Here is a 24437-nt window from a genome sequence, read left to right as displayed (position 1 = left end):
CCCTCTGCAAAGAAGATTAGTGATGCAAGACGAAATCAATAAATACATAGACGAGGTAAAAGGATTTGCTACCGAGACCGCAGAAGAGCTAGAAGCCTTCCGTATTAAATTCTTGGGTAAGAAGGGAATCCTCCGAGGCTTGTATGCCGATTTAAAGGAGGTTTCTGCAGAGCAGAAGCGCGATCTAGGTCAGGCCATAAATGCCCTGCGCCAAGCCGCCGATGAGAAAATGCAGGAGCTCAAGAACTCCATGGATTCTCAGGCCACTGTTCAAGGGCAATTTGGTGATTTGAGTCGTCCGGGGAATCCTTTGCATGTTGGGTCAAGACATCCAATTTCCATTGTAAAGAACCGTATTATTGAGATTTTTTCTCGAATCGGTTTCAACGTATCCGAAGGCCCTGAGATCGAGGACGATTGGCACAACTTTACTGCGTTGAACTTGCCAGAATATCACCCTGCACGAGACATGCAGGATACCTTCTTTATTCAGACCGATCCAGACATCTTGTTACGTACCCATACCTCTTCGGTACAGGTGCGTTATATGGAGAACAATCAACCGCCTATCAGAACCATTTCTCCTGGACGCGTTTATAGAAATGAGGCTATTTCTGCACGTTCGCACTGCTTTTTCCATCAGGTAGAAGGCTTGTATATAGACAAGGACGTGTCTTTTGCAGATCTTAAGCAGACTTTGCAATATTTCACCACAGAGCTGTTTGGAAAGTCGAAGATACGCTTGCGGCCGTCTTACTTCCCATTTACAGAACCTTCTGCGGAGGTTGATGTGTATTGGGGCTTGGAGACCGAGACCGATTACCGCATGACCAAAGGTACCGGTTGGTTGGAGATCATGGGTTGTGGGATGGTAGATCCTAACGTATTGGAGAATTGCGGGATTGATTCTAAAGAATACTCCGGATTCGCCTTTGGAATGGGGATAGACCGTATTGCACTCTTGTTGCATCAGATCTCAGACATCCGTATGCTCAGCGAGAACGACATTCGCTTTTTACAACAGTTCAAAGGTTCTTTATAGGTCATGAGAAAGGATATTGAAATACCTGAGGTGACTCAGGTGTATATTGCCGCTGTGCGCGAATGGGACAAAGAGTTCCTCGCTCAGAATTGGTTTGTATACCTGATCAATAACTGGGACAAGACGCTACAGACTACTTTGGTAATGTCTCGCGGGAATGATTCCGACAGAAAAACTTCTACATTAAGACACGGACTCAATGATGTTCCGCCGGGTAAGGCCGTAAAGGTAGAACTGCTACCCGATGAGGTTCTCGGATTTACTAATGAATATTTGTTGACCTTCTTTGCGGACGACAAACTTTACGACAAGACCTTTGTTTTTGAGCCTTACACAGTGAAAGAGGAGGCTGCTTCAACGCTTCCTGTTATGGATACAGATGGCGTTATAGCTAAGTAAGTTTATCCGCTAACTTATTGAACACCTTCTTGGGGTCTTTACCTTCGTAAAGTACTGCATAGACCGCATTGATAATAGGCGTTTTCGCCTTTTTCTTTCCATGAGCTTGGTTGAGCTTATAAGCGCTTTTAGTGGCGTAATATCCTTCTGCAACCATGCTCATTTCCATCATGGCGCTTTTTACAGTATAGCCTTTCCCGATCATGTTCCCGAACATGCGATTTCTACTAAAAGTGGAATAGCCTGTAACCAATAGATCGCCCAAATAGGCCGAACCGTTGATGTCGCGCTTCATCTTGTGCATCTTTTTTACGTAGCGTTTCATTTCGCGTATGGCATTGCTCATCAATACCGATTGGAAGTTGTCTCCATAACCTAAGCCGTGACAAATACCGGCCGCCAAAGCATAGATGTTCTTAAGCATTGCAGCATATTCTGTGCCTATTATATCGTCACTGATATTGCATTTGATATAATCACTGCGGAGCTGTTTGGCCACCCAAGCTGCCTTATCTTGGTCTGCACATGCAATGGTGAGATACGACAATCGCTCTAAGGCCACTTCTTCCGCGTGACATGGGCCAGTGATCACTCCAATGTTCTCAAAAGGTATTTTGTAATGGGTGTAGAAATGATCGCCTACAATTAAGCTACTTTCTGGAACGATCCCTTTAATGGCAGAGAATATGATCTTGTCTTTAAGGGGTTCACTTGCTTTGTCTAGTTCCCCTTGCAAGAATGCGGAAGGGATCACAAAGATCAAGTAATCGCCATAGCGGATCATCTCATCAATTTCGTTGCTCAAAACTAGTTTTTCGGTCTCGAACTCTACAGAGCTCAAATAGTTCGGATTGTGCTTCTGTTTTTTAATGTGTTCCAAGGCATAAACAGAGCGCATATACCAGCCCAGCTCGTCTACATTCTCTAGGAGCATCTTTACTATAGCAGTGGCCATACTACCACCACCAAAGACCGCAATTTTAGGGGATTTCGCCATTACTGCAATTTGGTTTTCAAAAATAAACAATTAAAAATAGCTTGTAATTAATTGTATATCAAGTAATTGTGAGTTTGGCACGTTGTTTGAATTTCCTTAACTGAACTTTAATACCAAGGATATGAAGACATTAAAATCACTTTCAGTACTTGCCTTTTTGGCCCTTATTTTTTCGGCCTGTTCTACGCAGGTTATTTACGAAGACGATGTTGTCGTGGTGAACGATCCTATTCCGGACCCTGTTCCACTATCTGCGGTATTGAATTCGCACGAACTCTGGTATGTAGACATTAACCGTACCACAGGAAATGGAGAGATCCCATTCTTGCAAAAGGCCTTTACAGTTTCTTTTTTAAACGGAACACTTTGGGCGAACAACAACCTGGTTGGTATCGGGAGTCAAGGAAACGGATTCGGACTTGATGTGGGATACTACGATGTACTCGAATACGATTACATTTTAGAGGTGAACCACGACCTGGATGGATTCTATCCACTAGAAATTACACCATTGAGCCATAACGAGATCCGTGTTTATTACCGCCCTGCTAATATTAGCTATGTTTTGGTGGGGTATCAGCGAAACACTTTTGATTACGATCTGGTATTCTATGACAACATTCATTACTTCTTGCAGGAGTATGTGGCTTGGGAAAATACTATGACCAGTAGTTATGGTGATGCTAATCCGTTTGACAAGGAGAACTTTTTACAGTTCTTACCGGCAGGAGGTTTAGATAATTTTAGGAGTTCTAAAGACCCAGTTGGCACGAATATTGATTTTATATTTTGGGATTACGAAGGGGTATATAATGTAGCTGATGATGCGAGTGATCCCTACATAAAATATTTAACACTAGATTATGATTATTTGGGCAATGAATACTTTGAACTCCACGTTATCAATGACAGCACCATCGAACTTTACCACCCGCAATCGGGTACGTTATACCGATACAAAGGACGGGGGTACATACAATACAAGAGAGCCGAAGTTAAACGCCAAAGTAAAGCGGACATACAGGCTCAAATAAAAGAGTTAGTTAAGACTTAAAAGTTTTTTTGGTTGGTTATTTAGTTGGGAATCGCTCCCTAAAAAGTTAATAGAAGTGTTAATTTTTGGGAGCGGTTCTTTTTTTGTCCAGTTGCAAGAAGGAATGCTTTCAAGTTCACCCAGAAATCTTGCTGCAGCGCTGATTAGATTTATAAAATCAGACAGCAACTACTTTTAATAGCTTAAGAAATAGTCTAATTTGAATTGGGGAGGGGATGTAAGTCCCCGGAGTTAAAAATCAATTACCACCGATTCTTATTATCGTACAAAGGCCAATAACTGTATACTTTTCACTTTTTAATCTGTCGCTCATTGCACAAACTTATTAGCGAACCTCAAGACCTCTAGTGATAACCATTCAATGAAGTTCAACTCGTCCGTTGTCCCTTCGAGATCTAAATGGGAATGGCTGTTGAATTCATAAAACAAATGATCAACTCCTTTCATCAGGAACGGAAATAAACTAATTTGAATTGGGGAGGGGATGTAAGTCCCCGGTTGTACATTCATAAAATTCCAATCACATAAAGCGGCGAAGACAACTACCTATAAAAGTTCATCTCGTCCAGATATACCCAAACATTGTCGGGTAAAAGCGGCCTGATGTTCTTTCCGTCTGCAATGGCTTTACGGATAAAGGTGGCAGAGATCTCCATTATGGGCGCATTTATACGCTTAACCTTGGGGTGATCTTTCCAAGCCGGATCTACTTCACCTTCACTAATTCGTGGATAAACATACAACTCATGCCGCTCAGCAATAACCTCGTGATTCTTCCACTTGGTAAAGCTCTTTAAGTTGTCTTCTCCCATGATCAGGGCGAAACTGTGCTTTGGATATTTCTCTTCTAAATAGGCCAAAGTGTTGACCGTATAATTAGGCTGCGGCAGACCAAACTCTATATTACTGGCCTTTAGTTTAGGATATTCTTCTACAGCAATACGAACCATAGCCAATCTATGATGATCTTCTAAAAGGGTTCGTTTCTTTTTGTGTGGATTATGCGGAGTGACCACCAACCAGATCTCGTCCAGATCGGAGTGTTCTGCCATATGATTAGCAATGGTCAAATGCCCAATATGAATCGGGTTAAAAGTACCAAAGAACAAACCGACTTTTTTACCCACCTTGTTTTATGAATTTACAAAGTCATCCACCAGGTCCTCTGCCTCTTCTAGAGCGTGTTCCAAGGTGTCGTTTAAAATGATATGGTCAAACTGAGGCGCAGTTGCCAATTCTACCGAGGCCTTAGCAATGCGCATATCTATTTTGGCCTTGTCTTCGGTCTTGCGTTTTTTAAGTCTGATCTTTAACTCGTCTACGCTTGGCGGTTTTACAAAAACGGCCAAGGTCTGTTCCGGGAATTTTCGCTTAAGGCGCAGACCACCGGCTACGTCAATATCAAAAATCACATGCTTGCCTTCTGCCCAAAGTCTTTCTACCTCTGATTTTAGCGTACCGTAAAAATTGTCGCGATACACCTCTTCCCATTCCAGAAAGTCACCGTCTTTTATGTGCTGCTTGAACTTTTTAAGGGACAAAAAATAATAATCCTTGCCGTCCCTTTCCTCACCACGAGGTTCGCGACTAGTGGCCGAAATTGAAAAAGCAAGATTCAATTTTTCTTGGGCCAACAGATGACGCACTATTGTTGTTTTACCACTTCCGCTAGGGGCAGAGAATACAATGAGTTTTCCTTGCTTGCCGTTCATTAGAGTACGTTAAGGCATTGTTCTTTGATCTTCTCCAACTCGTCTTTCATGCGCACAACTATTTGTTGCATCGGGGCATAGTTGGACTTAGAACCAATAGTATTTATTTCGCGGCCCATTTCCTGAGAGATGAACCCTAGTTTTTTTCCGTTGGACTGTTTTCCGTCCATGGTTTGTATAAAGTAGTCCAAATGGCTTTGCAAGCGAACCACCTCTTCGTTGATATCGTACTTTTCCAGATAATAGATCAGTTCCTGCTCAAAGCGATTTTGATCTACTTGCTCTTTCAGATCAGATACAGCCTTGGTCAATCGTTCACGTACACTGCCCATACGTTCTGGGTCCATAGCTTTCACAGCTTCTAAATGTTCGCTGATATTTGCCACGCGTTGTTTGAAATCTTTTTCCAGATCGGCTCCTTCACTGCTACGGTAATTCTTAATTGCTGCCAAAGCCGTTTCTAAAGCTTCTAAGATAGATGCGTATTCCTTCGGATCGATATCCTCTCGTTCGGTTTTAAGCGCATCTGGTAAGCGCATAGCCATCTGCAGGTGATCCATGGCATCTCCAGGCACTACAATGTTCAATTGACGAATGTATTCTTGTACTACAGCGCCGTTGATACTTGTAGATGTAGCTTCTCCTGTAAGTTCTACAAAGAGTCCTAAGTCTATTTTTCCCCTAACCAAGGCTTTAGAGACCTTGTTGCGGATCTCCAACTCCTTTTCTCGATAGTGGGATGGAATTCTGGCGTTCAGATCCAGGTTTTTACTATTGAGTGATTTGAGCTCAATGGTTATCTTTTTATTTGGGAGATTAACTATGGCCTTCCCATAACCAGTCATGGATTGTATCATACTGCGCAGATTAATACTGGGCAAAGGTAAGAAATAGCGACCTACTTGGGGTTGCCGTCTTTATCAAATCGCGACTTGAGCTCGCGTTCGGTAAAAAACAAGATCAAAATCAACAAGGTCGAATGCCCCACCAAGGTGATCAGTATATTCAAATGCGGATAAAACAGATAACACATAAAAGGTAGTGCAAAACTGTAGATAGTGATTTTGATCATCAACTGGCTGGAATAGTGATTGGCAAAATCCCAAGTCGCTTGCGTCTTCATAGAATTGGGCGTACGGTAGCCGTAAAAAGAATTGATCTTTTTGGGAGGATATTTGTTAAACAGCCAAGCCAAAAGGATCATCACACCTAAATAGCCAAGTGAAATGTATAGTTCTACTGCATCAGTCATCTAAAAATGCACAAATTTTAAGTTCGCTGTAATATAGCGCATTTGGTGCAACAAAACCCACATGCCCACCGTGTTCTGGAGTTTCGAGATAAAGATATTCAGAGCTTTGTGCCAGTGCTGTTGGGAAACTCTCCGTTTGTTTCAGAAAACTGTCATTGGTTGCATTGAGCAGCAAGCTTGGTGTTGCTAGGTTTGGCAAGAACTGCCTACAACTGTTTTGGGTGTAATAATCAAGGGCGTCCTCAAAGCCGTGAGCCGGAGCCGTATATAGATTATCAAAAGTGTAAAGTGAATCAATTTCACGGATCGTTTTAAAGGATATCCTATCGGGGAACTGTTTTGCTTTCTGATAGAGTTTTTGCTTCAGGCTTTTTAAAAAGACTGTGCGATACAACCAGTTTTCTCTTCTGTCAAGGGCTTTGAGTGTACCGTGCAGATCTAGCGGGGCCGAGACTGCCACGGCTTTATCGACCAATTCCCAACCAACTTGTTTGCTGCCTAAGAACTTAAGCAAGAGGTTCCCGCCCAAGGAAAACCCGACTAAGGCAAGTTGGTCCACTTCGTAGCTGTCGTGCAGATGAGCTATTAGAAATTCAAGATCGGCTGTGCGCCCGGCGTTGTAAGTGTAATATTTTCTATTGGGAGTTCCACTACATCCTCTGAAATTCAAGGCAGCAACGTTCCAACCTTTATCGGCTAAGGCACGGGCGGCTCCCTTCATATAAGATCGGGCGGTATTTCCTTCCAAGCCGTGTAAAAGGATCGCGTATTTGGTGCTGCTCGGCTCAAGAATAAGGTCCAGATCAACAAAATCACCATCGGGCAGTTCAAGACGCTGTCGTTGCTGATACGGATTGTTCACGCGACGCAACTTGGCAGAATAGATCGTTGCCAAGTGGCCGTTCTTTATCCAGGCAGCGGGTTGGTATTTAGGGGTCAGTAGTGGCATTGTTGCAAGTTACCAATGTCTATTGGATATTGTTGGTTTTATAGCTGCAGATATTATGCACGCATAGTAGAAACAAGTATCTTTGACAAAAAATTTTGCCCATGTACCTAAAAGAATTTGAGATCCGTTGGAGCGATATAGATGCCAACAGACATTTGGCCAACAGTGCTTACGTAAACTTCATGTCGCATACTCGAATGAGCTTCTTGATCGATCGCGGAATAGATATGAAAGCTATGGCCAAACATCAAATTGGCCCGGTAGTTTTTAACGAGAACATCTTTTACTTCAAAGAGGCTTTTCAGGGTATGAAGATCCGCGTGAGCTTTGAATTGGGAGGCGTGAGCAAGGATGGGACCTTCTTTAGATTCGTTCACAATTTTTACGATCACAAAGGGCGCAACATGGCGCATTGTGAAATGCAAGGAGCGTGGATAAACTTAATGACCCGCAAACTAACGCCTCTGCCAGAAGACTTGATGGAGCTGCTAGAGGAGTCTCCAAAGACCAAGGACTTCAAATGGCTCACCAAAGACGATATGCGAGCCGCAGGCAAACGTCCGGTAGACCTGGACGATTAAAAGATAAGCGCTCTACCTAAGAGGGCTTTTTTATTTCTTAATTGGATTTTTTCGCTTCCTACTAGATAAGTAGACCCCAGTGAAGATCATTACGGCGGCACCAATTCGCAAACTGTTCAAGGTGTCTGCTCCTGCCAGTACAGCAAATGCTGTTGCGATCACAGGTTGCAGATATATAAAGGCTCCTATAGTTGATGGACTCAGCTCCTTAAGGGCAAACACATTAAGTAAATAGGTCATAAAGGTGGTTCCCACCACAACAAAGCTCAGCCCCCAGATCTGATTCCAGTCGAGCCCTGTCCAATCTACAGCAGCAAATTCGTTCCAGCCTACTGGCAAATTCATAAATACCGCAAAGAGAAAGAACCACTTCATCAAGGTAATGGAGCTGTATTTAGCCACTAAGGGTTTAACCATAATCAAGTACACAGAATAACTCGCCGCGTTGACAATGAAAAGCAAATTGCCCAAGGGAATATTAGGAGCATTGGGTTGGGTTTTTGCCCCAAACAGGATCAGCATTAAGGCTCCGGCCAAACCAATTCCAATTCCGGCAGCTTTAATAAAAGTGATGCGCTCTTTTAAAAAGAATGCAGATAAGATCAGCAGTAAAACTGGAGACAAAGTAATGACAACCGAACTGTTTATTGGTGTAGATAAACTCAGCCCCTTAAAGAACATCAACATATTGATCACCATGCCAAAAGCAGCACAACCCACAAAACGCGGCCAGTCTTTTTTGTCTATTTTTTCGTTGGGGAAGAACAAGCTCACCAGCCAAAACAAGGCAGCGGCACCTGTCACACGTAATATGATAAAGCCGTATGCGCCAATAACATCGGGCATCAGGCCTTTGGCAATGGTGTGATTAATGCCGTATATGGTACTGGCAGCCGTAGCGGCCAAAAGGGCGAGCCATCTTAAGTTGTTCATGATAGAGCTTCAGACGCGGCTGCGACAACTTTCTTACTGTTACCAACAAAGATCTGGTTGTCCAACACTAAAACCGGACGTTTTAAAAAGGTGTAATGATCTAAAATAAGTTCGCGGTAATCGGTCTCGCTCAAGGTTTTTTCGTGTAATCCACGGCCGCGATAAAGTTGAGCGCGTTTGCTAAACAAGGCTTCGTAACTACCTACCAATTGTTGCATGTGGTCCAATTGTTCGGGCGTGATAGCTTCTGTTTTGATGTCTTGTAATTTTACATCCGACGGGAGTTTCCACTCCGATAAAATACGTTGACAAGTATTGCAAGTGCCAAGGTGAAATACAGTGCGCATGATGGTATTTTTGGTTGATTCAGCTTCTTTACAAAAATACGGCAATCCACTCCAAATGAACTACCTTTAATAAAAATTTGAATATGGAATTCAGCATATATACCTCTTATAAAACCCGAACAATCCTGGACAGATTCTTAGCCGATCTCAGTTTAGAGCAGCTCAACACAGTGCCACCTAATTTTAGAAATAACATTTTTTGGAACATTAAACACGTGGTGGTTACCCAACAGCTTTTGGTGTATAATCTTTCCGGATTGCCTATGGGGCTTAGCGAACAAGAAGTATCCGACTACAGAAAAGGAAGTCAGGTTACCGCTAATGTTGGCCAAACAGAAGTGGATCTGCTGCGCAAGCAACTTTTTAGTTTGCTGGATAAAACCCGAGCCGATTACAACAAAGGACTCTTTAGCCGCTATAAGGAATACACAGTTTCGACGGGTACAACTTTATCCAATGTGGACGAAGCCATTGAGTTCAACAATTTTCACGAAGGCCTGCATTTGGGCTACGTGATGGCTATAAAGCGGGCACTGGGATATTGAGCCAAGGCCCTATTTGTTTCCAACTGAAAGTCAAGGTCGCTGGGCCGTCTGCATAACTGCCAATGCTATAGGTTGGGTAATAGAAGACCATGCCAGTATCGGTGAATCCGTAGGTGTCAGGTAAAAAGAAAGTGTCCTCATCGAACAAGAATTGGCCACTACTGATGTTTGCGTCCAAGGCAATGCCATTTTGAGTGCGGAAACTGCGTTCTGCGAAGGCGGTGAACTCTGTTACATCATCGATGAGCTCATCTAAAGTATATGCTACTCCTGTCTCCGGGTTTAAATTCAAATAGGCCTCGCTACCATAACCGTGGGCTCCTCCCGTATAAGTGTAATAAACGGTACTGAGACTTATAAGGTCTTCGTTTTGAAAGCTCAGCCTATGCTCCAATTCTAATTCGTAGGTCAAGGCATCTTCTGGGAAGTCTCCGTAGTAATCTTGAAAGCTCTTTATAAAGGCATCTACGGCAGGCTGCACGCCAGCAATTAAACTGTCGCCAGGCATTACGGTACTGCTTATTATCTCTCCCAATTGTTTTTCTATCTGCGGATTGATTAAAGCCGCTCTGGGATCTGCAGGATCGGCCTCAACATAAAAAACCGAGATCTCCGGACATCGGCTTTGTTCACAAAGCATCAGAGCTCCGGGATTTACCTCTTTTTGAATAAAATTCAAGCTGCTAGGATCGCTACAAGCAGACAACATCAGCAAGGAAAGCAAAAGAAAATACAGGCGATTATTCACGGGCAAGTTTTATGTGCTTAAAGGTAGCCACTAATTTAATAATGAGTCCCAGATAACGTATTTTTATAAAGTAAAATTTAGGCGATGAAGTTCAATACCAAAACCATACACGGCGGGCAACACGAAATAGATCCGGCTTACGGCTCGGTCATGCCACCTATTTATCAGACCAGCACCTATTCGCAAACTACTCCTGGAGGCCATAAAGGGCATCAATATGCCCGTTCCAGTAATCCCACCCGATCTGCCTTAGAAGCTTCTTTGGCTGCTTTGGAGGATGGAAATCACGCTTTTGCCTTTGGCTCTGGATTGGCTGCTATTGATGCGGTACTCAAGTTGCTCAAAGCAGGTGATGAGGTGATATCTACCAATGATCTTTACGGCGGAACCTACCGACTCTTCACACAGATCTTTGAAAAGTTTGGTGTGAAGTTTCATTTCGTGGGGATGCAGCATGCAGACAAGGTGGCTTCTTATGTCAATGAGAATACCAAGTTGATCTGGGTAGAAACTCCTACCAACCCCATGCTGAATATCATAGACATTAAAGCAATAGCTGCGGTGGCCAAAGCCAATAAGCTGCTCTTGGGGGTAGATAATACCTTTGCCACGCCTTACTTACAGCAACCCTTGAACCTTGGAGCGGATATAGTCATGCATTCTGCTACCAAATACCTCGGAGGGCATTCAGATGTTATTATGGGCGCTTTAATTGTTAAGGATCAAGAGTTAGCAGATAGGTTGTATTTCATTAGAAATTCTAGTGGAGCTGTTCCTGGGCCGCAAGATTGCTTTCTAGTATTGCGAGGAATTAAGACCTTGCATTTGCGTGTGCAGCGTCATTGTGAGAACGGCCGTGCCGTAGCAGAGTTTTTAAGAGGTCATCCAAAGATCGATAAGGTGTACTGGCCAGGGTTTGAGGACCATCCCAACCACCAGGTGGCTAAAGCCCAGATGAAGGATTTTGGAGGCATGATGAGTTTTTCTACTGTAGACGATTCCTATCAAGGCGCCGTGAATGTGGTAGAAAAGCTTAAAATCTTTACCCTGGCAGAATCCTTGGGAGGTGTGGAATCGCTTGCGGGACATCCAGCAAGCATGACGCACGGCTCCATTCCTAAAGAGGAACGTGAAAAAACAGGAATAAAGGATTCCTTGATCCGCCTCAGTGTGGGGATCGAAGATGCAGAAGATCTAGTTGCTGATTTAAAACAAGCCTTGGCTTAATCCAAGTAATACACATACCCTACCTGAACCCAGTAGATCCAATCGTTGTACTTATCGGCTAGATAAGTCTCGTCGTTAGGGTTAAGGCCGTCTACCCAGTTAGAGAGGTAGTAGTGCCAACGCGATTCGATAAGTAGGTCACTTAAAGGACTCAATTTAAAACGCGTTCCTATTCCCCAAACAATAGACCAAGTGTTGTCTTGTTGGTCGTTTACCCCGCCAATAAATGGATCGAAGGTGTTTTCTGGTGAAAGTCCGATGATACCCGGCTGACGCGAAGTCGTGCGTGGGTTAAAACTTACATAATGGAATCCGACGCCCACATAAGGTGCCCAGCGGTAAGCTCCCGCCACATAGTCTCTAATACTCAAAAGGGAAGTATTCCAATCCGGTTCCGATCTCAAATACTTGGCCTCGACCTTCCATGTCGCGTAAGTCTTGTCCTTCATCTATAGGGCTTTCTGCCTCTTCTCCGAAGTGATTCAACTTGGTGTAATGGAAGTCGATCTCAGAGCGAACTTTGAAGTGATCGCTAAAGTAGGTATCGCGAGCATAACAGTTACAATCCGCTCTATATGCGAAGTTGATATAGTGAACAAGGGCAAAACCGATACCCATGTTTCCTTTGTTTGTTTCGAAGTTATTGTGCAGACCATAGTCCGATTGGAAGGCGACCGGACCAGACAGAAGTCCTACCTCGTGCGAAAACCCAAGTTGGCCACGTACGGCAGAACTGCCCGCTAAAAATAAGACGAAGACCAAGAATGCATATCTGGTTTTCATGGTATTACGGATTGATTTGAGACTTAGCAAATATATAAAAATACCCTTAACAAGGAAATTAAGCTTTTTTAAGTGCGAATTTTATGAAAAACAAAGCCTCATTTATAGAGATAGGCTATCTTTGCCCCGATTTACGCAAACGTTTTCGTAGATCGGGTTAGGTTCTCCGCCGGGGAACGACGAATCAACCTTAATAAAGCATATTTAGCGACGCTTTAGGAGTAGAGCTCCGGAGCGTTAAATTAAACTAAAAATGAAACAAAGCATTAAAGACTTTATCGATGCGGTTGCTGCAGACAATCCGAACGAACCGGAATTCATGCAAGCCGTAACTGAGGTAGCAGAAACTGTGATCCCATTCATCGAGTCCAACGAAAAGTATCAGAACGCCAAGCTTTTAGAGCGTATGGTAGAGCCTGAGCGTACCATTATGTTCCGCGTGCCATGGACAGACGACGCTGGCAACATTCAGGTAAACAAAGGGTATCGTATTGAATTCAACTCGGCCATTGGTCCTTACAAAGGCGGATTGCGTTTTCACCCTTCTGTGAACTTGAGCATTCTTAAATTCTTAGGATTCGAGCAAGTGTTTAAAAACAGCTTGACCACCTTGCCTATGGGCGGTGGTAAAGGAGGATCCAACTTCAACCCTAAAGGAAAGTCAGATGCAGAAGTAATGCGCTTCTGTCAGAGTTTTATGACCGAATTGGCCCGCCACATCGGACCAGATACGGACGTTCCTGCCGGAGATATCGGTGTAGGTGGTCGTGAGATCGGCTATATGTTTGGGCAGTACAAGCGTCTGCGCAACGAGTTTACCGGAGTTTTGACAGGAAAAGGTTTGGCTTATGGTGGATCACTAATCCGTCCGGAAGCTACCGGTTACGGAAACGTATACTTTGCGCAAAACATGCTAGCAACCCGAGGAGAGAGCTTTAAAGGCAAGACCGTATTGATTTCTGGTTCTGGAAACGTAGCCCAGTTTGCTTGTCAAAAAGCCACTGAATTGGGCGGAAACGTTGTGACCATGAGTGATTCTGGCGGATTCATTCACGATCCGGATGGTATTGATGCCGATAAATTGGCCTTTATCATGGATCTTAAAAACAATAAGCGCGGGCGTATCAAAGAGTACGTTAACCAATATCCATCGGCTAGTTTCCATGAAGGAGCTCGTCCTTGGAGCATTGCGGGCGATATTGCCTTACCATGTGCTACTCAGAACGAACTTAACGGCGAAGAAGCCAAGATGCTAGTGGAGAATGGCGTATTCTGTGTTGGAGAAGGGGCGAACATGCCTTGTACTCCAGAAGCGATAGAAGTATTTCACGATAAGAAGATCCTTTTCTCTCCAGGAAAGGCCTCTAACGCTGGTGGTGTAGCTACTTCGGGTCTAGAGATGTCTCAAAACTCGTTGCGTATCAGCTGGAGCGCAGAAGAGGTAGATGAGCGCTTGCACAAGATCATGAACGACATCCACGATGCCTGTGTGAAGTACGGTAAAGACGGTGACGGTTACGTAGATTACGTAAAAGGAGCCAATATTGCCGGCTTTGTAAAGGTAGCAGATGCGATGCTAGCGCAAGGAGTGGTATAAATAGCACTTTTAAGAGATATTCAAGCCGTCGAAGCAATAGTTTCGGCGGCTTTTTTGTAGATGGATAAAGGAGAGAATTGCCTTGGGGTTGTCTCTGCTTAAGCTAAAAATTAGAGTTATAGAAATTATTTTTTGGCAATTAGAGATAACGCCAAGACAGTTCTAGCAATAAAAACTATTTTAGCGTGTTATTTAGAAGAAAAGCTTCCTGCATGCGATCTGCACTATTCTTTGTTTTTTTGCTGATGGGTCTCTGGTCGACTGCTCAAAATTTTGAGGACAGTTGGGTAGGGTACTTTTCCTATAACGCGACCATGGATATTGCCGAAGGTCCTAATGAGCTGGTGGTGGCTGCAGAGAATGCCTATTACGAGTTCGACCTCACTACTCGCGAGTTTGAAACTACTTCTTCTATACAGGGGCTATCTGGCGAGGCTATTTCTGCCATTTATTACAGTCAGGCCAATGACTTGACCATAATCGGTTATGAGAACGGCCTCATCGAGGTGGTCTTAGACGATGGAGAGGTTGTTTCTGTGGTGGATATTCTAGACAAGCCTACCATCCCTCCAGATGAAAAAAAGATCAACCATTTTTATGAATTTGAAGACATACTGTACATCAGTACAGACTTTGGTCTTTCGGAATACGATCTCAACGCACTGGAGTTTGGAGACACCTTTTTTATAGGAACTGGAGGCACCAGACTTAGGATCATTCAGGCTACTGTAGTAGATGGTTTTATCTATGCTTTGTCGCCTTTAGAAGGCTTAAAAAGGGCAGATCAATCCAGTCCAGATCTTATAGACTTTAACCTCTGGGAAACTGTTATTACTGCCCAGCGCGGGGTGGTAAACTTTGCCGGAACACTCTACTTGTCTCGATTCGCAGGGCAGATCTCTCGACAGAATGAAGGCGGCGGCTTTACCCTTTTAGAGACCTTGGATGAGGGTATCGTAGATTTTCATGCCACAGAGGAATACCTTATTGCTACCACACTTACACAAGTACACGTTTACAATACCGATTTTGAAAAAGTTGCCTTTGTAACCAGTTTACCAGGTTTTGACTATCGTCTTAATGTTGCAACTGCTAAAAACAACAACATTTATATGGGAACCCGAGAGTTCGGACTTTTAGAGGTTCCTTTTGGCAGCAATACACCCACGCAGATATTACCAGACGGACCTTTGCGCAATCGCGTATTTGCCATAGACGCGGCGCCCAATCAACTCTATGCCACCTTTGGTGATGTTACGGTTTCTTTTAACCCATTCCCCTTGAGTCGTTTTGGAATGAGCCGTTTGTTTAATGAAACTTGGCGCAACTACAGCTATGACGAGATCTTTCAGGCCAACGATATAGTCAACGTGACCATAAATCCGGCCGACACTTCTCAGGTCTATTTCAGCTCGTTCAATTCGGGTCTTATGGAGCTTAGAGAAGGCGTGCCTACTATACTTTTAGACGACAGCAACAGCCCGCTAGAGACCATATCCACAGAAATTACAGACATCCGTATTTACGGGGCCGACTTTGATCGGGAAGGGAATTTGTGGTTCGTGCAATCTTTGGTAGACGATGGTTTAAAACGATTAACACCCGGCGGAGGAATTGCCTCTACGGATGTGACCTCAGTGATCCCAGATGGAGATCTGGCCCTTACTGAACTCAAAGTGAGTCGTGAAGGTTTTGTTTACTTCGGAACTGCACAGAACGGTGTTATTGCGCACAATCCGCAATCCGGAGAATTCAGAAGGATAGCAGAAGGTATTGGCAGTGGGAACCTGCCTTTTAACGATGTCCGCGCCTTAGAATTCGACAACAATAACCGCCTTTGGATAGGAACTACCCAAGGCCTGCGTGTCTTTTTCAATGTTGGAGGTGTATTTGAAGAGGGCAGTAATATAGACACCAACCAGATCATCATACTAGAGAACGGTGTGCCGCAAGAGCTGCTTTTTGAGCAGCCCATTACCGATATAGAGGTAGACGGCTCCAACAACAAATGGGTGGCTACTGCAACCTCTGGGGTCTTTTATTTTTCGGCCAACGGCCAGGAGACCTTGCAACGATTTACCAAAGACAATTCTCCGCTGCCGTCTAACAATGTGCAAGACATTGCCATTGACGGCCTGAGTGGACGGGTCTATTTTGCAACCACCAACGGATTGGTCGCCTTTAATGGGCGCGCTACAGATCCACGAGACGATTTACAAGGACTTTACGCTTTTCCTAACCCGGTACGCCCAGAATACAGCGGTCCGGTAACCATAGATGGCCTTACAGAAGGCGCCAACGTAAAGATCACCGATCTGCTCGGCAATTTGGTCTTTGAAGAGACCTCAGAAGGAGGTAGTGTGCAATGGGACACCACGGCCTTTGGCAAGTATCGGGTAAAATCCGGAGTATACTTCATTATGGCCACTACAGAAGATGCCTTGGAGACCAAGATCTCTAAAATCATGATTGTTCGCTAATGCATGTCACTACGCCTGCACTGGTCATTTCATCCTTAAAATACGGCGAGGCCGACCTAATTGTAAAATGCTACACCCGGCAAGCCGGGCTTAAGTCTTATTTGCTGCGCGGTATTTTAAAAAGCAAGAAGGGCAAGCTTAAAAAGGCCCTTTTTTTACCCCTTAGTCTGCTAGAAATTGAGGCCAACCACAAGGACAATCGCAACTTGGAATACATTAAAGAGGCGCGTCTTTTGGTGCCTTATCAAGAGTTACATACAGACATAGTAAAACAGGCTTTGGTGATGTTCTTGGCAGAGATGCTGCAGCACTCCATTCAAGAAGAAGAGCCCAACAAGCCGCTGTTCGACTATTTGGCGGAATCCTTTGTTTGGTTAGATGAAGCCAACAGTTTTGCGAATTTTCATATTGTTTTTTTATTGCAACTGAGTCGTTATTTGGGCTTTTACCCAGACGATCAGGCAATGGAATTGCCTTGTTTTCATCTACTTGAAGGCAGATTCACCGAAGCGGTCATTGACCCGATGTGCAATTGCGAGGAGGTAGTTGGGCATTTTAAGCAGTTTTTCGGTATAGATTTTGATGCATCTACAAGCGTCAAAGTGCCAAAATCAGGCCGATTGGCGGTGCTTAATTTGCTTTTGAGGTATTATCAGCTACATTTGCAAAATTATAAAGCACCCCAGTCTTTGACGGTGTTGAATCAACTGTTTTAGTTTCATGCGAAATACCCTGTTTGCGCTCTTATTTTTGGGGGGATTAACGCTGTGCAACGCCCAGACAATACAGGTGGTTAGCAATGCTGACCAACAACCTATTTCTGGGGTCGCCATCTATACCTTCAGCAAAGATTTTGCGACCATCACAGACTTGGACGGCAAGGCCAATCTGGATGCGTTTCCGCAGAACGAGCCTATTATTTTTCAGCATATTTCGCACAAGACGCGGCAGCTTAGAAAATCGCGTATCATTCAGGAGAACAACCGCGTAGTACTTACCCAAGACTCCGATCAGTTGGAAGAAGTGGTTCTTTCGGTGACCAAGTTTGTTCAAGACAAGAAAGACATTGCTCAAAAGGTGCTTACCGTTTCGCAGCGAGACGTGAGTAAGTTCAATCCGCAGACCGCCGCAGACCTTTTAGAGAACAGTGGCCAAGTATATGTACAAAAGAGTCAACTGGGTGGTGGAAGCCCTATGATCCGTGGTTTTTCTACCAATAGGGTTTTAATTGCTGTAGATGGGATCCGTTTTAACAATGCTATTTTCCGCGCCGGAAACGTGCAAAACGTGATCTCTATAGATCCGTTTACGGTAGAGCGCACCGAGGTTATCTTAGGCCCGGGTTCTGTGGTCTATGGCTCGGACGCCGTTGGTGGGGTGATGAACTTTTTTACCCAAAGACCAGGTTTCTCCTTTGTAGAGGGTATGTCGCTCTCTGGAAATGCCTTTACGCGTTATTCCTCGGCCAATAACGAAAAGACCGGCCATATCGATTTCAATATCGGGATGAAAGAGTGGGCTTTTCTCACTTCGGTAACCTTTAGCGATTTTGGCGATCTACGCATGGGTTCTCGTGGCCCAGAAGATTATTTGCGCCCTGATTTTGTGGAGCGCATTGGTGGAGAAGATGTGATCAGCAGCAATGACGACCCTGAACGGCAAGTGGGTACTGCTTATAGCCAATTCAATTTGATGCAAAAGCTGCGCTACAACCCAAGCGCACGCTGGGATTTCGACTTGGGCTTGTTCTATACTTCCACCGGTGATGTGCCGCGCTACGACAGACTCATCCGCAGAAGCGAGGGGCAATTGCGCTCTGCTGAATGGTTTTACGGGCCCCAAGAATGGTTGGCCACCAAGCTGCAGGTGCAACACAAGGCAGAAAACGGCATTTTTGACGAGGCAAAATGGATTGGGAGCTTTCAGCAGTTCAAGGAAAGTCGTAACGACCGCGATTTTGGATCGGATATTCTCTTTGAGAACGCTGAACGCGTGGCTGCTATTAACACCAACTTGAACTTTAACAAGCAAATAGGATCGGCCAGTTTGTTCTACGGAGCCGAATATGTATATAATAAAGTGTTCTCCAGCGGAGCCCAACGCAATATCATTGATGGCACTATGGTAGCCGATGCTTCGCGTTATCCGGACGGATCTACCTGGCAGTCTATTGCCGCTTATTCTTCTTTACAGTGGAAGCTCAGCCCACAGCTTAATTTTCAAGGCGGATTGCGATACAGTCATGTGCTTTTGGATGCCACCTTTGACGATACCTTCTTTGATTTTCCGTTTGACAAGGCCGAGATAAATACAGGAGCCTTTACCGGTTCTGCCGGTTTGGCCTGGAACCCCAACCCGACCATTGGTTGGAAGCTCAATTTCTCAACAGCCTTTAGAGCGCCTAATATAGACGATGTAGGGAAGGTCTTTGACTCTGAACCTGGTTCTGTGGTGGTGCCCAACCCAGACTTGAAACCCGAATACGCCTACAGCGGAGAATTGGGAGTCACCTTGAACTTTGAAAATGTGGTACAATTAGACGCCACTACCTTTTATACCCACCTAGACGATGCTTTGGTACGCCGAGACTTTACTTTAGACGGGCAGACCCTTATTGATTATCAAGGCGAGCCGAGCAATGTGCAGGCCATTCAAAATGCCGGAGAGGCACGGGTTTATGGTTTTGAAGCTGGGTTGAACATTAATTTCACAGACTACCTCCGCCTCAGATCACAATACAGCATTACCGACGGTTATACCGAAGAAGATGACGGCTCTCAGGCGCCGATACGCCATGCGGCTCCTCCTTTTGGAAATACCCGTTTGACCTATCGCGGCAAGAAACTTACTCTAGACGCCTTTGTGGAATACAACGGCCAGTTCGACTTTACAGATCTGGCGCCAAGTCAGCAGAATAATGCTTTTCTCTATGCCCTAGACGAGAACGGAAACCCTTTTGCTCCAGATTGGATGACCTTGAATTTGGGAGCCCAATATCAGCTTAGTGAGTCTTTATTGTTCACGGCTAACTTAGAGAACCTTACTGACGAGCGTTACCGCCCGTATTCTTCTGGAATCGCTGCTCCTGGGAGGAATTTGGTTATGGCGGTTAAGTATTCTTTTTAGGTTTTCTTTTTTTTTGCTTATTCTTTTGTCTTAAAATCCTGTGTTTTTCAAGGACTAGTCCTTGAATCAAGCTCAAACATCATAAAATCATCCTTTCTTTTAAAGCAAAAATCCTCAATACCTTATAAACCCTGATTGCAAAGGAAATTTGACCAAAATTCCTTAATTTCGCTCCCTTATTAGAAAAGACCCATAAATGAGCGCGAAATTTGCTGAATATAAAGGACTTGACCTTCCCAAAGTTGCGGAAGAAGTACTTGATTTTTGGAAGCAAAACCAGGTGTTTGAACAGAGTGTGACCAGTCGTGAGAGCGGAGAACCTTTTGTGTTCTTTGAAGGCCCACCATCGGCTAACGGATTGCCTGGAATTCACCACGTTATGGCCCGCGCCATTAAAGATATCTTTTGCCGCTACAAAACCCAAAAAGGCTACCAAGTAAAGCGTAAGGCCGGATGGGACACTCACGGCCTGCCAATTGAATTGGGCGTGGAGAAAGAACTCGGCATCACCAAAGAAGACATTGGCAAAAAGATCACGGTAGAAGAGTACAACGCAGCCTGTAAAAAGGCCGTAATGCGCTATACAGACGTTTGGAACAACATGACCGAACGTGTAGGTTATTGGGTAGATATGGACGATCCGTATGTGACTTACGAGCCCAAGTATATGGAAACCGTTTGGTGGCTCCTAAAGAACATCTACAAGCAAGACCTGCTGTACAAAGGCTATACCATTCAGCCGTATTCGCCTAAAGCCGGAACTGGTTTAAGCTCGCACGAGCTGAACCAGCCAGGAACTTACCAAGACGTTACCGATACCACAGTTGTGGCGCAGTTTAAAGCCATAACTGAAACCTTGCCAGCTAAGTTGCAACAGTATACTGACTTGCATTTCTTGGCTTGGACCACTACCCCTTGGACCTTACCGTCTAACACGGCTTTGACCGTTGGGCCTAAGATCGAATATTCGGTGGTAAAGACTTACAATCAGTATACTTTTGAGCCCATCACTGTGGTTTTGGCTACTGCCTTGATCGGAAAGCAATTCAGCGGCAAATTTGAAAAGGCAGAAGACGCAACTGCGTTAGCAGCCTATGAAGCTGGAGCTAAAAAGGTGCCATTTTTGGTGGTCGATACTGTTATGGGGGCAGATCTGGTAGAAAGCCGCTACGAGCAATTGCTTACCTACGCCTTGCCTCATGACAACCCAGAGAACGCTTTCCGTGTGATCGGGGGAGATTTTGTTACCACAGAAGATGGTACCGGTATAGTACACACCGCACCGACCTTTGGTGCAGACGATGCCAAGGTGGCCAAAGAGGCCTCGCCAGAAGTACCGCCTATGTTGGTCAAAGATGAAAACGACAACTTGGTACCCCTTGTTGACCTGCAGGGGCGTTTCCGTCCTGAATTGGGCGAGTTGGGGGGCAAGTACGTAAAGAACGAATATTATACCGATGGACAGGCGCCAGACAAAAGCGTAGATGTGGAGCTGGCTATTATCCTGAAGACCGACAATAAAGCCTTTAAGGTGGAGAAGTATGTGCACAGTTATCCAAACTGCTGGCGTACGGACAAACCTATCTTATACTATCCTCTAGACAGCTGGTTCATTAAGGCGACTGCCTTTAAAGACCGTATGTTCGAACTCAACCAAGAGATCAACTGGAAGCCTAAGGCAACTGGTGAAGGCCGTTTCGGAAACTGGCTATCTAATGCCAACGATTGGAACCTTTCTCGTTCGCGTTTCTGGGGAATCCCATTGCCTATCTGGCGCAGTGATGACGGTAAAGAAGAACGCATCATTGGTTCTGTGGCGGAACTTAAAGAAGCTATGGCAGAAGCCGTTAGTGCTGGTTTTATGGAAGCCGATCTGTTTGCCGACTTTGTGGTGGGCGATATGAGCGAGGAGAACTACGCTAAAGTAGACCTACATAAAAATATTGTAGACCAGATCACCTTGGTGAGCCCATCTGGCAAGCCGATGAAGCGCGAGAGTGACCTCATTGACGTATGGTTCGATTCTGGTTCTATGCCCTACGCCCAGTGGCACTATCCGTTTGAGAACAAGGAGATGGTAGAGAACACCTGGCGCAAGGCAGACTTTATTGCCGAAGGAGTGGATCAGACCCGTGGTTGGTTCTACACCTTGCACGCCATTGCTACCATGACCTTTGACGACGTGGCTTACAAGAACGTAGTGTCGAATGGTTTGGTCTTGGACAAGAACGGCCAAAAGATGTCCAAGCGTTTGGGCAATGCCACCGATCCTTTTGAAACCCTAGATAAATACGGACCGGATGCCACCCGTTGGTATATGATCCAAAATGCGAATCCTTGGGACAACCTCAAGTTTGACATTGATGGTATTGGTGAGGTGCGCAACAAATACTTCGGAACGCTTTATAATACCTACAGCTTCTTTAGTTTGTACGCTAACTTGGACGGCTTTAACTACAGTGAGCCAGATGTTCCAGTAGCAGACAGACCAGAGATCGACCGTTGGATCCTATCAGAACTCAATACCCTTATCAAAGTAGTGGATGAGGCCTATGCCGATTACGAGCCTACCAAGGCTGCCCGAGCCATCTCGAACTTTGTGCAAGAGAACTTGAGTAACTGGTATGTGCGTTTGTGCCGTCGCCGTTTCTGGAAAGGTAGCTACGGCCCAGACAAGATCTCTGCATATCAGACCCTATGTACTTGTTTGCATCGTGTGGCGCAACTCAGTGCTCCGATAGCTCCATTCTATATGGATCGATTGTATCAAGATCTCAATGCTGTTTGTGGCTTGGAATCGGCAACGTCGGTTCACTTAAGCGATTTCCCAAAGGCCAACGAAGCCTTGATCGATTCCGCTTTAGAACACCGCATGCAGAAGGCGCAAACAATATCTTCCTTGGTACTCTCGTTACGCAAGAAAGAGCAGATCAAAGTGCGTCAGCCATTGCAGCGTATAATGATCCCTGTTTTAGATGCTGCGGATAAGGCCGAGATTGAGCTTATTGCAGACTTGGTAAAATCCGAAGTAAACGTAAAAGAAATAGAACTGCTAGACGATGCCAGTGGCATTTTGGTGAAGCAGATCAAACCGAATTTCAAGGTCCTCGGGCCAAAATTCGGAAAAGACATGAAAGCCGTTGCAGCGGCGGTTTCACAGTTCACTCAAGAAGACATTCAAACCATTGAGCAGAAAGGTGAAATAGCAGTTGTAATTAATGAAAAAAATATTATTTTAGGCCTGCCTGACGTGGAGATTAGCTCGCAGGATATAGAAGGATGGTTAGTGGCCAATAATGGTCCCCTCACAGTTGCCTTAGATGTTAACATCACTCCGGAGCTCAAGAGCGAAGGCATTGCCAGAGAATTGGTGAACCGCATTCAAAACGTACGCAAGGATTCGGGCTTTGAAGTCACAGACAAGGTGTCTGTAACTATTCAAAAGGCCCCAGAACTGGAAGCTGCGGTAGCCGCAAATCTGGATTATATTAAAACGGAAACTTTAACCGCGAGTCTCGAGTTTTCTGACGACCTAAAAGAAGGCACGGAAGTTGCATTTGACGATATAGAAACCCGACTGGCGATAAAAAAATATTAGGATTATGGCGCAAGAAGTTAAAAACCGATACAGCGATAAGGAGCTCGAAGAATTCCGTCAGATCATCATGGAGAAGATGGATAAGGCCAAGAAGCAACTCGAGCTTATTGAAAGCGCTTACAAAAACGATTCAAATAACGGAACAGACGATACCTCTCCTACCTTCAAAGCTTTTGACGAAGGCTCCGAAGTAATGTCTAAAGAGGCGAATTCGCAATTGGCTATTCGACAAGAGAAGTTCATTCGCGATCTAAAGAACGCCTTGATCCGTATAGAAAATAAGACCTATGGCATTTGCCGTGTAACCGGGAAACTCATCAATCCGGAACGCCTTAAATTGGTGCCGCATGCTACCTTGAGCATCGAAGCCAAAAACATGCAGAAATAATACAGACGCCCCGCTTTGGGGCGTTTTTCTTATGCGTTATTTCTCCATCATTTTGCTGTGGCTAAGCTTTAGCCCTTGGGCCTTGGCACAAATAGAGACCATTAAGGATATAGATGCCTCTACGCTGCAGGTTTTGCAGGTAGATGTGGATAATATTTCTAGACTCACTGTTAGAACATCCCAAACCAATCGCTTTAAGGCCTTTATGAACACAGAAGGCGAATTTGCCGCAGAATTGGTGTTGAATCTCATCGAAGTGGGCGGTACTTGGAACGTCAATATTGGTTTTGCTCCGGGCTTTGCCCCAATGGACGATAAATTGGGGGCACACAAGGTCATAGCGGCAGAACTTACTTTAGAAATTCCTGAGGGAAAATATTTGAACGTTTCCGGACGTTGTTTAAGAGTGACTTTAGACGGTGAGTTCGCGCAAGTGGAATTGCGTTTAGACGGTGGAAATATCAATGCTAAGAATTTTTTGGCCGCCGGGGTGCTGGCCACTTCAGATGGAAATATAAACGTTAAAGGTCTTGCCGGACTCTACGCAGAAACGGTGGGTGACCCTAATAAGATAGACAACCGATTACCCCAAAGTGGAACCCATAAAATAAGCGTTGTTGCCCCACAAGGTAACATCCGTCTTAAAGCCAAAAATTAGTGTATTTTTGTAGCCTTAAAA

At 44.7% G+C, this 24437-nt stretch carries 22 protein-coding genes and 1 pseudogene; 13 read left to right on the top strand and 10 right to left on the bottom strand.

The window, feature by feature from the left end; translation table 11 throughout:
* Window positions 1–22: 22 nt before the first annotated feature.
* Window positions 23–1042, top strand: a complete 1020-nt coding sequence (gene pheS / locus AC0J2F_RS07100; protein ID WP_374958615.1) for a phenylalanine--tRNA ligase subunit alpha — start codon at window positions 23–25, stop codon at window positions 1040–1042.
* Window positions 1043–1045: 3 nt separating this feature from the next.
* Entirely contained in the window at window positions 1046–1441 is a 396-nt protein-coding gene (locus AC0J2F_RS07095; protein WP_473007054.1) for a hypothetical protein, read from the top strand.
* Here AC0J2F_RS07095 and AC0J2F_RS07090 read toward each other — a convergent pair.
* Window positions 1434–2438, bottom strand: a complete 1005-nt coding sequence (locus AC0J2F_RS07090; protein WP_087523967.1) for an NAD(P)H-dependent glycerol-3-phosphate dehydrogenase — start codon at window positions 2436–2438, stop codon at window positions 1434–1436. The two genes, AC0J2F_RS07095 and AC0J2F_RS07090, sit on opposite strands and share 8 nt — an antisense overlap.
* A 121-nt stretch (window positions 2439–2559) precedes the next feature.
* Between AC0J2F_RS07090 and AC0J2F_RS07085 the strand changes: the two genes are divergently transcribed.
* Complete coding sequence (locus AC0J2F_RS07085; RefSeq protein ID WP_087523968.1) at window positions 2560–3492, top strand: nicotinic acid mononucleotide adenyltransferase; 933 nt, start codon at window positions 2560–2562, stop codon at window positions 3490–3492.
* Between the two features lie 542 nt (window positions 3493–4034).
* Here the strand turns inward: AC0J2F_RS07085 and nadD are convergent.
* The 5 genes from nadD to AC0J2F_RS07060 are packed head-to-tail and all read right to left on the bottom strand — an operon-like array spanning window position 4035 to window position 7405.
* Window positions 4035–4619 (bottom strand): nicotinate (nicotinamide) nucleotide adenylyltransferase, encoded by a 585-nt coding sequence (nadD, locus tag AC0J2F_RS07080; RefSeq protein WP_473007053.1) that lies wholly within the window; start codon window positions 4617–4619, stop codon window positions 4035–4037.
* 6 nt (window positions 4620–4625) lie between these two features.
* Entirely contained in the window at window positions 4626–5204 is a 579-nt protein-coding gene (gene gmk, locus AC0J2F_RS07075) for a guanylate kinase (protein ID WP_473007052.1), read from the bottom strand.
* Window positions 5204–6061: a YicC/YloC family endoribonuclease gene (locus AC0J2F_RS07070; RefSeq protein WP_473007051.1), complete on the bottom strand. Its 858-nt coding sequence runs from the start codon at window positions 6059–6061 to the stop codon at window positions 5204–5206. The genes gmk and AC0J2F_RS07070 overlap by 1 nt, the downstream gene beginning before the upstream one ends.
* 41 nt (window positions 6062–6102) lie before the next feature.
* Window positions 6103–6456 (bottom strand): SdpI family protein, encoded by a 354-nt coding sequence (locus AC0J2F_RS07065; RefSeq protein WP_473007050.1) that lies wholly within the window; start codon window positions 6454–6456, stop codon window positions 6103–6105.
* Complete coding sequence (locus AC0J2F_RS07060; protein ID WP_473007049.1) at window positions 6449–7405, bottom strand: YheT family hydrolase; 957 nt, start codon at window positions 7403–7405, stop codon at window positions 6449–6451. Before AC0J2F_RS07060 ends, AC0J2F_RS07065 begins: the two co-directional genes overlap by 8 nt.
* Window positions 7406–7506: 101 nt before the next feature.
* Here AC0J2F_RS07060 and AC0J2F_RS07055 point away from each other — a divergent pair, with 101 nt between their 5' ends.
* Window positions 7507–7986 (top strand): acyl-CoA thioesterase, encoded by a 480-nt coding sequence (locus AC0J2F_RS07055; RefSeq protein WP_087523977.1) that lies wholly within the window; start codon window positions 7507–7509, stop codon window positions 7984–7986.
* A 30-nt stretch (window positions 7987–8016) separates the two neighbouring features.
* Here the strand turns inward: AC0J2F_RS07055 and AC0J2F_RS07050 are convergent, their stop codons facing one another.
* Together AC0J2F_RS07050 and AC0J2F_RS07045 are read right to left on the bottom strand one after the other, a co-directional pair.
* A complete protein-coding gene (locus AC0J2F_RS07050) occupies window positions 8017–8919 on the bottom strand; it encodes a DMT family transporter (protein WP_473007048.1) in 903 nt (300 codons plus the stop codon).
* Complete coding sequence (locus AC0J2F_RS07045) at window positions 8916–9266, bottom strand: arsenate reductase family protein (protein ID WP_473007047.1); 351 nt, start codon at window positions 9264–9266, stop codon at window positions 8916–8918. The genes AC0J2F_RS07050 and AC0J2F_RS07045 overlap by 4 nt, the downstream gene beginning before the upstream one ends.
* A gap of 83 nt (window positions 9267–9349) precedes the next feature.
* Here AC0J2F_RS07045 and AC0J2F_RS07040 point away from each other — a divergent pair, with 83 nt between their 5' ends.
* Window positions 9350–9811 carry a DinB family protein gene (locus AC0J2F_RS07040; RefSeq protein ID WP_473007046.1) on the top strand — a complete coding sequence of 154 codons (462 nt, stop codon included), beginning with the start codon at window positions 9350–9352 and terminating at the stop codon, window positions 9809–9811.
* On the opposite strand, the gene AC0J2F_RS07035 is transcribed toward AC0J2F_RS07040, so the two are convergent.
* On the bottom strand, window positions 9786–10559 hold the full coding sequence (locus AC0J2F_RS07035; protein WP_473007045.1) for a DUF3298 and DUF4163 domain-containing protein: 774 nt from the start codon (window positions 10557–10559) through the stop codon (window positions 9786–9788). The two genes, AC0J2F_RS07040 and AC0J2F_RS07035, sit on opposite strands and share 26 nt — an antisense overlap.
* A gap of 84 nt (window positions 10560–10643) precedes the next feature.
* On the opposite strand from AC0J2F_RS07035, the gene AC0J2F_RS07030 reads away from it, so the two are divergent.
* Window positions 10644–11786, top strand: coding sequence for a cystathionine gamma-synthase (locus AC0J2F_RS07030; protein WP_473007044.1), 1143 nt, complete (start codon window positions 10644–10646; stop codon window positions 11784–11786).
* On the opposite strand, the pseudogene AC0J2F_RS07025 reads toward AC0J2F_RS07030, so the two are convergent.
* Window positions 11783–12569, bottom strand: a pseudogene (locus AC0J2F_RS07025) (THC0290_0291 family protein). The gene AC0J2F_RS07030 and the pseudogene AC0J2F_RS07025 sit on opposite strands and share 4 nt — an antisense overlap.
* Window positions 12570–12822: 253 nt before the next feature.
* Between AC0J2F_RS07025 and gdhA the strand changes: the two are divergent.
* From gdhA to AC0J2F_RS06990, 7 genes are all read left to right on the top strand, one after another.
* A complete protein-coding gene (gdhA, locus tag AC0J2F_RS07020) occupies window positions 12823–14166 on the top strand; it encodes an NADP-specific glutamate dehydrogenase (RefSeq protein ID WP_473007043.1) in 1344 nt (447 codons plus the stop codon).
* Window positions 14167–14378: 212 nt separating this feature from the next.
* Window positions 14379–16646 (top strand): type IX secretion system anionic LPS delivery protein PorZ, encoded by a 2268-nt coding sequence (gene porZ, locus AC0J2F_RS07015; protein WP_473007042.1) that lies wholly within the window; start codon window positions 14379–14381, stop codon window positions 16644–16646.
* Window positions 16646–17362 (top strand): DNA repair protein RecO, encoded by a 717-nt coding sequence (recO, locus tag AC0J2F_RS07010; RefSeq protein ID WP_473007041.1) that lies wholly within the window; start codon window positions 16646–16648, stop codon window positions 17360–17362. The genes porZ and recO overlap by 1 nt, the downstream gene beginning before the upstream one ends.
* Window positions 17363–17366: 4 nt before the next feature.
* Complete coding sequence (locus AC0J2F_RS07005; protein WP_473007040.1) at window positions 17367–19772, top strand: TonB-dependent receptor; 2406 nt, start codon at window positions 17367–17369, stop codon at window positions 19770–19772.
* 196 nt (window positions 19773–19968) lie between these two features.
* On the top strand, window positions 19969–23370 hold the full coding sequence (gene ileS / locus AC0J2F_RS07000) for an isoleucine--tRNA ligase (protein ID WP_473007039.1): 3402 nt from the start codon (window positions 19969–19971) through the stop codon (window positions 23368–23370).
* 4 nt (window positions 23371–23374) lie between these two features.
* Window positions 23375–23758: a TraR/DksA family transcriptional regulator gene (locus AC0J2F_RS06995; RefSeq protein WP_374957975.1), complete on the top strand. Its 384-nt coding sequence runs from the start codon at window positions 23375–23377 to the stop codon at window positions 23756–23758.
* Between the two features lie 31 nt (window positions 23759–23789).
* Window positions 23790–24416, top strand: a complete 627-nt coding sequence (locus AC0J2F_RS06990) for a hypothetical protein (RefSeq protein WP_473007038.1) — start codon at window positions 23790–23792, stop codon at window positions 24414–24416.
* Window positions 24417–24437 lie beyond the last annotated feature (21 nt).

It is taken from the genome of Gilvibacter sp. CC01, from assembly GCF_055755295.1.
This window is presented reverse-complemented; position numbering and strand designations above follow the sequence as displayed.